Source organism: Streptomyces sp. (assembly GCF_050698815.1).
Classification (GTDB): domain Bacteria; phylum Actinomycetota; class Actinomycetes; order Streptomycetales; family Streptomycetaceae; genus Streptomyces.
In genome coordinates this window covers 1-7,059 of the sequence record NZ_JBOHCV010000478.1, presented here as the reverse complement: position 1 = coordinate 7,059, position 7,059 = coordinate 1, and the positions used below count along the sequence as shown (strand labels likewise).

7 protein-coding genes and 1 pseudogene are annotated in these 7,059 nt (G+C 71.1%); 7 read left to right on the top strand and 1 reads right to left on the bottom strand.

What is annotated here, in order from left to right; genetic code table 11:
• Nucleotides 1–341 (top strand): annotated as a pseudogene (locus ACRDP3_RS17290) (winged helix-turn-helix domain-containing protein); the annotation flags it as partial.
• A 64-nt stretch (nt 342–405) separates the two neighbouring features.
• On the opposite strand, the gene ACRDP3_RS17285 reads toward ACRDP3_RS17290, so the two are convergent.
• On the bottom strand, nt 406–1,059 hold the full coding sequence (locus tag ACRDP3_RS17285) for a DUF461 domain-containing protein (protein WP_431517852.1): 654 nt from the start codon (nt 1,057–1,059) through the stop codon (nt 406–408).
• A gap of 568 nt (nt 1,060–1,627) precedes the next feature.
• Between ACRDP3_RS17285 and ACRDP3_RS17280 the strand changes: the two genes are divergently transcribed.
• From ACRDP3_RS17280 to rlmB, 6 genes are all read left to right on the top strand, one after another.
• The gene (locus tag ACRDP3_RS17280) at nt 1,628–2,110 is read left to right on the top strand and encodes a CarD family transcriptional regulator (RefSeq protein ID WP_045861969.1); all 483 of its coding nucleotides are present in this window, start codon (nt 1,628–1,630) and stop codon (nt 2,108–2,110) included.
• Nucleotides 2,111–2,500: 390 nt separating this feature from the next.
• Nucleotides 2,501–3,301 (top strand): 2-C-methyl-D-erythritol 4-phosphate cytidylyltransferase, encoded by an 801-nt coding sequence (ispD, locus tag ACRDP3_RS17275; RefSeq protein WP_431517851.1) that lies wholly within the window; start codon nt 2,501–2,503, stop codon nt 3,299–3,301.
• Nucleotides 3,291–3,821: a 2-C-methyl-D-erythritol 2,4-cyclodiphosphate synthase gene (ispF, locus tag ACRDP3_RS17270; protein WP_431517850.1), complete on the top strand. Its 531-nt coding sequence runs from the start codon at nt 3,291–3,293 to the stop codon at nt 3,819–3,821. Before ispD ends, ispF begins: the two co-directional genes overlap by 11 nt.
• A 73-nt stretch (nt 3,822–3,894) precedes the next feature.
• A complete protein-coding gene (locus ACRDP3_RS17265) occupies nt 3,895–4,299 on the top strand; it encodes a PPOX class F420-dependent oxidoreductase (protein ID WP_431517849.1) in 405 nt (134 codons plus the stop codon).
• A gap of 85 nt (nt 4,300–4,384) precedes the next feature.
• A complete protein-coding gene (gene cysS / locus ACRDP3_RS17260) occupies nt 4,385–5,797 on the top strand; it encodes a cysteine--tRNA ligase (protein WP_431517848.1) in 1,413 nt (470 codons plus the stop codon).
• A 325-nt stretch (nt 5,798–6,122) separates the two neighbouring features.
• Nucleotides 6,123–7,059, top strand: a 937-nt coding sequence (gene rlmB / locus ACRDP3_RS17255; protein WP_431517847.1) for a 23S rRNA (guanosine(2251)-2'-O)-methyltransferase RlmB, incomplete at its 3' end; no start/stop codon positions are given.

The window sequence follows — 7,059 nt, the reverse complement described above, 5'->3', positions numbered from 1 at the left end:
GGGCGGTGCTGCGGCGCCACGGCGAGCCGGAGGAGGTGACGATCGCCGCGCTGGAGGCGGGCCCGGTCCGGATGGACGTCGACCGGCACGTCGTCACCGTCTCGGGCGGCAAGGTCGATCTGCCGCTCAAGGAGTTCGACCTGCTGGAGATGCTGCTGCGCAACGCCGGCCGGGTGCTGACCCGGATGCAGCTGATCGACCGGGTCTGGGGGGCGGACTACGTCGGCGATACGAAGACCCTCGACGTACACGTCAAGCGCCTCCGCGCCAAGATCGAACCGGATCCCGGCGCGCCCCGCTATCTGGTCACGGTGCGAGGGCTCGGCTACAAGTTCGAGCCGTTGGCCGGGTCGGGCCCGCCCGCACGTGTACGTGATCCCGCGTGCTGCTGGGCTGCCTGTCGCCTCAGTGCCCGGCGTGCTCGCCCGCGGACTGTTCCTGCTTCTCCGGTGCTTCGGACGCGCCCGGCGAGGCGGAGCCGGATGCGTCCGTGGGGGTCGCCGTGGGGGAACCGGAGGGCGAGCCGGACGGCGCGCTCGGCGACGGCCGCACACTCGGGCCGAACTTCTCGTACTCCCCGGACGCCGGCACGACGGTCGCCCGCAGCCGCACGGCGCCCGTGCGGCTCAGGTCGAAGGTGACCGGCTGCGCGTTGCCGTCCGGCACGGAGGAGGAGCCGACGTCGCGCAGCACGGCCGCGGCGTTGCCCTTGCCGCCCAGCGCCAGTGAGCCGCCGGCGGGCACGGTCAGCGCCTTCTCACCCTTGGCCGGGCTGAGCTTCACGCGCGCGTTCGCGCCCTTGACGGTGATCGCCTTCAGCGTCTCGTCCTCGGAGCCGTTGTTGAAGATCCGTGCCGTCACCGCGGCCGGTCCCGAACCGGAAGGGGCGGTGAGCACGTTGACGTTCTGGATCTTGATGTCGCCGACCGAGGTCGCGGCGTTGTCCGGCCTGACCTGCAGCGTCTGGGCGTCGTTCCCCGCGGCGCAGGCGGACAGTGTGGCGACGGAGAGCACGAGGGCGGTGGCGGCGAGGGTGCCGCGTCGAAGGCTGCTGCTCACGGCGGCGGCAACTCCTGGGCGAGCTCTGGCGGCCGAACTACGAGCCGGTCGCGTACGGACAGAGATTCCCGCCCGGGGGCGGGCACGTCGGGTGACGTTGATCTGTAGCGCGCTCAGGTTACCGAGACCCTTGTCCCGCCCCGCACCCGACCCTCCCGCCGCGCGCCGCGCGGGTGGGTGCGCGTACGGCGGTGAGACCCGCCGCACATGAGCCGCCACTGTTTCCCGGTAAAGAATGCGAACGGGTTGTGAATTGATCAGCGGAACTGCTGATCAATTCTTGGGAAAGTCGGCGAAGGGATGAAGAGAGGCCGAACGGGCGACGACTTACAGCAGGACAAATCGGGCAGTCGGCGGCATCCAATACGCCATCCTCGGCCGTGTCCGCCGTGTTTCACTTCGCGTACAGAAGTGCCCCGACCTGCGAATACCTGCTCACAACTGACCGCCGCAGCACGTCACCTGGGCGCTTGTCAAGCCCCGAGATGCGGCCTGACCTGCGAAAACGCCATTCAGAAGCGCCCGATTCCGTGTTACCCTGGATAGTCACGGAAGGGGTACCTGACACATGACGTTCAAGGTTGGCGACACCGTGGTCTATCCCCATCACGGGGCCGCGCTGATCGAGGCTATCGAAACTCGGCAGATCAAAGGCGTGGACAAGACCTACTTGGTTCTGAAGGTTGCGCAGGGCGACTTGACGGTTCGTGTGCCAGCGGACAATGCGGAGTTCGTGGGCGTGCGCGACGTGGTCGGTTCGGACGGGCTGGACAAGGTCTTCGAGGTGCTCCGCGCACCGTACGCCGAAGAGCCGACCAACTGGTCCAGGCGCTACAAGGCAAATCTCGAGAAGCTCGCGTCCGGCGACGTGATCAAGGTGGCGGAAGTCGTCCGCGACCTGTGGCGCCGTGAGCGTGAGCGTGGGCTCTCCGCCGGAGAGAAGAGGATGCTCGCCAAGGCCCGCCAGATCCTGGTGAGTGAGCTCGCTCTCGCTGAGAACACGAACGAGGACAAGGCCGAGGCTCTGCTCGACGAAGTCCTCGCGTCCTGACTCACCTCCGCCGCGCCTGTCGCGACGGTCAGCAGCACCGCAGTCGAGCAGGGCTGTGGACGAGCACGTTTGATCAATCGAGCGCGCTTGATCAAACGAGCACGCTTGATCAAACGAGCAGAGCTGTGCCGCAGTGCCCGGGTGACGTGGTCCGTCGCCGGGCGCTGCGGCATGTCTGCCGGCGTTTCTGCGGCCCGCCGACAGTCCCCGGCGGCGTTCAGTAGTCTCCCTACTGCCCGCACGCCGTCTTCGCTCGCTGCATGCTCGAGAGTGTGCCGGGCCCGGGCAACGCCTCGACCGGTATCACGGAAGGGCCGGTCAAGGCTTCGCGCCCGGCACGATGAGGCCATACCCAACCCGCCTGAGGACACAAACCTGAACGCGCAGCCGATGTCAAACCAATCCGCGGGCGAGTCGCGCCCCGATCCTGCCGAGGCCCCCCATCGGGCCTCCCAGCAGGCCTCCCACGACGAACACCGCACCGCCGCCGTCATCCCCGCCGCCGGCCGCGGTGTTCGCCTCGGCCCCGGCACGCCCAAGGCACTGCGCGCGCTGAGCGGTACTCCGATACTGGTGCACGCCGTACGGGCCATGGCGCGCGCACGAGCCGTCTCCCTCGTGGTCGTGGTCGCCCCGCCCGGCGGCGCCGACGAGGTCCGGCACCTGCTCGACGAGCACACCCTCCCCGATGTCGTGGTCGTCCCGGGCGGTGAGACCCGCCAGGACTCCGTCCGCCTCGGCCTCGCCGCACTCCCCGGCGATGTCGACACCGTCCTGGTGCATGACGCCGCACGCCCCCTGGTCCCGGCGGAAACCGTGGACGCCGTGGCCGCGGCCGTACGTGCCGGTGCGCCCGCGGTCGTGCCCGCGCTGCCCGTGCCGGACACCGTCAAGGAGGTCGAGCCGCGTACGGACGGCGGGCCCGAGCCGGTGACGGGCACGCCGGAACGGTCGCGGCTGCGGGCCGTGCAGACCCCGCAGGGCTTCGCACACGAGGTCCTCGCCGCCGCGCACGCGCGGGTCGCCAGAGAGGGTGACGGCGCGACCGACGACGCGGGCATGGTGGAGCGCATGGGGATCGAGGTCGTGGTCGTACCCGGGCACGAGGAGGCGTTCAAGGTGACGCGGCCCCTCGACCTGGTGCTGGCCGAGGCCGTTCTGGCGAGGAGGCGGGTCACCGATGGCTTCTGATGCGGCTGGGACCGACGGGGTTCAGCCGCCGCCGCTCCCGCTTCCGCTGGTCGGCGTCGGCACCGACGTGCACGCCTTCGCCGAGGGCCGCGAGCTGTGGTGCGCGGGCCTGCTGTGGGAGGGCGAGACCTACGGGCTCGCCGGACACTCCGACGGTGACGTCGCCGCGCACGCCGCCTGCGACGCGCTCTTCTCCGCCGCCGGCGTCGGCGATCTCGGCGCCCACTTCGGCACCGGCCGCCCCGAGTGGTCGGGCGCGTCCGGTGTGGCGCTGCTGACCGAGGCCGCCCGGATCGTACGGGCGGAGGGCTTCGCGATCGGCAATGTGGCGATCCAGATCATCGGCGTGCGGCCCAAGGTCGGCAAGCGCCGGGCGGAGGCGCAGCGTGCGCTGTCGGCGGCGGCCGGTGCGCCGGTGTCGGTCTCCGGCACGACGACGGACGGGCTGGGCCTGACCGGCCGGGGCGAGGGGCTGGCGGCCATCGCGACGGCGCTGGTGGTGCCGGTGCGGAATCCCTGAGGCCGACGGGGTGTTGGATGTGTCCGAGGCGGCCCCGCGGCCGTCGATCACTCCGCGAGAGAAGGAAACCGCCGTGGCCGCCCAGCTGTCCGACAGCCTCAAGAAGGTCCTCGACACCCCCGTCTTCGTCAGCATCGCCACGATCCAGCCCGACGGCAGCCCGCAGGTGTCGCCGGTATGGGTGAAGCGGGACGGCGACGAGCTGCTGATCTCCACCACCCTCGACCGCCGTAAGACGCTCAACCTCCAGCGCGACCCGCGCGTGACGGTCATGGTGCAGCCGGCCGACGCCCCGTACACCTACGCCGAGATCCGTGGCACCGTCTCCATGACCACCGAGGGCGGGCAGGAGCTGATCGACGAGCTCGCGCAGAAGTACGTGGGGAAGACGTACGCGGAGTTCAATCCCCACGCGGATCAGAACGGGGAGCGGGTCGTCGTGCGCGTCAGCCCCCGCAAGGTCGCCGGCCGGCTCTGAGGGGCCACCGGCCCGCCGCTGCCCGCCGCCGGCCCGTTCCGCCGTGCCGGTACGGGCAGTGTCACCGGCCTACTACCCTGGTCGCGTGACTCTTCGCCTGTACGACACCAGCACCCGGCAGATCCGCGACTTCGCCCCGCTCACACCGGGCCACGTCTCGATCTACCTGTGCGGTGCCACCGTGCAGGCCGCGCCGCACATCGGGCACGTCAGGTCCGGTCTGAACTTCGACATCATGCGCCGCTGGTTCGGCTACCGGGGCTATGAGGTCACGTTCGTGCGCAACGTGACGGACATCGACGACAAGATCATCACCAAGGCGGCCGACCAGGGCCGCCCTTGGTGGTCGATCGGCTATGAGAACGAGCGCGCGTTCAACGCCGCCTACGACGGCCTCGGCTGCCTGCCGGCCACCTACGAGCCGCGCGCCACCGGCCACATCCCCGAGATGACCGAGATGATGCGCGTGCTCATCGACCGGGGCCACGCCTACGCGGCGGAGGGGAACGTCTACTTCGACGTCCGCTCGTACGACGGCTACCTCCGGCTGTCCAACCAGGAGCTGGACAATCTGCTGCAGCCCGAGGGCGAGGGCGAGACCGGCAAGCGCGACCCGCGTGACTTCGCGATGTGGAAGGCCGCCAGACCCGGCGAGCCGAGCTGGGAGACGCCGTGGGGCCCCGGCCGCCCCGGCTGGCACCTGGAGTGCTCGGCCATGGCGCACAAGTACCTCGGCTCGGCCTTCGACATCCACGGCGGCGGCGTCGACCTGGTCTTCCCCCACCACGAGAACGAGATCGCCCAGGCCAAGGCGTACGGCGACGACTTCGCCCGCTACTGGGCACACAACGCCTGGGTCACCCTGAGCGGCGAGAAGATGAGCAAGTCGCTCGGCAACTCGGTGCTGGTGAGCGAGATGGTCAAGCGCTGGCGCCCCATCGTGCTGCGCTACTACCTGGGCACTCCGCACTACCGCTCCACGATCGAGTACAGCGACGAGTCGCTGCGCGAGGCCGAGGCGGCCTTCGGCCGGATCGAGGGTTTCCTGCAGCGCGCGGGCGAGACCCTCGGCGACGTCCGCCCCGCCGCCGAGGTCCCCGCCGCCTTCGCCGAGGCGATGGACGACGACTTCGCGGTACCGCAGGCGCTGGCCGTCGTGCACACGACGGTGCGGCACGGCAACGCCGCCCTGAGCGAGGACGACAAGGAGACGGCGGCGACGGCCCTCGCGGACGTACGGGCGATGCTCGGCGTCCTCGGCCTCGACCCGCTCGACCCCCAGTGGCAGTCGACGGCGGGCGAGGCGGGACGGGGCGGCGAACTGCACGACGCCGTCGACGCGCTGGTCCGCCTCGTGCTCGACCAGCGGCAGGCCGCGCGCGCCCGCAAGGACTACGCCACGGCCGACGCCATCCGCGACGAGCTGAAGCAGGCCGGACTCCTCGTCGAGGACACCCCGTCGGGCCCGCGCTGGGAACTGGGCGGCGGCCAGCGGTGAACGGCCGTGGATCTGTGCACACAGAGGCGCGACGGCACGTGTGTGCGAGCCGACAGTGATCCACTTCTTCGGTAGGCCCGGGTCTCCGGGATAATGCCCGGGGGAGGCCCGTAACCCGGTGCCCCCGGGCCGCGACCCGCGGCCTCCGGACCGCAAGTCTCCGGCCCTCCGGAACAAGTCTCCGGCCCTCCGGGCCGGGAGTACGTCCCCTCGGCCGGTGTCCGGGGGAAGCTCTTCCACTCGCTCCCCTCGGCTTCCGGCCGGTGGGAGACCCCGACGTGACCGCCCGCCGACAGGCGGACCAAGCAGAGAAGCAGGTGCCCTGATGGCCGGGAACAGCCAGCGCCCCAACCGGCGCACGTCCAACAAGAAGGGCGCCCAGACCGGCAGCGGCGGCAACCGTCGGCGGTCCCTGGAAGGCAAGGGCCCCACCCCGCCCGCCGAGATGCGCAAGGGGCACGCCAAGCAGCGCGCCGCACACGCGAAGACCCGGCGCGCCCAGGGCCGTCCGCAGCGCAAGGGCGGCGCCAAGAGCGCCGCGGAGCTGGTCGTCGGCCGTAACTCGGTCGTCGAGGCGCTCCGCGAGAACGTCCCGGCGACCGCCCTGTACGTGCAGCAGTTCATCGACAACGACGACCGGGTGCGGGAAGCCGTGCGCCTCGCGGGGGAGAACCGCGACATCCATCTGATGGAGGCGCCCAAGCCCGAGCTGGACCGGATGACGAAGGGCCTGCACCACCAGGGCCTGGTGCTTCAGGTGCCGGCGTACGAGTACGCGCACCCGGACGACCTGTCGGCGAGCGCCTTCGACGAGGGCGAGGACCCGCTGATCGTCGCGCTGGACGGCATCACCGACCCGCGCAACCTCGGGGCGGTCGTCCGTTCCGTCGCCGCCTTCGGCGGGCACGGCGTCGTCGTGCCCGAACGACGGGCGGCCGGGATGACGGCGGGTGCGTGGAAGTCGTCGGCGGGTACGGCCGCCCGTACGCCCGTCGCCCGCGCGTCCAACCTGACGCGCGCACTGGAGGCCTATCAGAAGGCCGGCATGATCGTGGTCGGTCTGGCGGCGGACGGCGACGTCGAACTCTCCGACCTGGAGGCGCTGGACGGCCCGGTGGTGGTCGTGGTGGGCAGCGAGGGCAAGGGGCTGTCGCGACTGGTGGGTGAGACCTGTGACATCCGGGTGCGGATTCCGATGCCGGGCGGCGCCGAATCGCTGAACGCGGGGGTGGCGGCCGGCGTGGTGCTGTACGAGGCGGCCC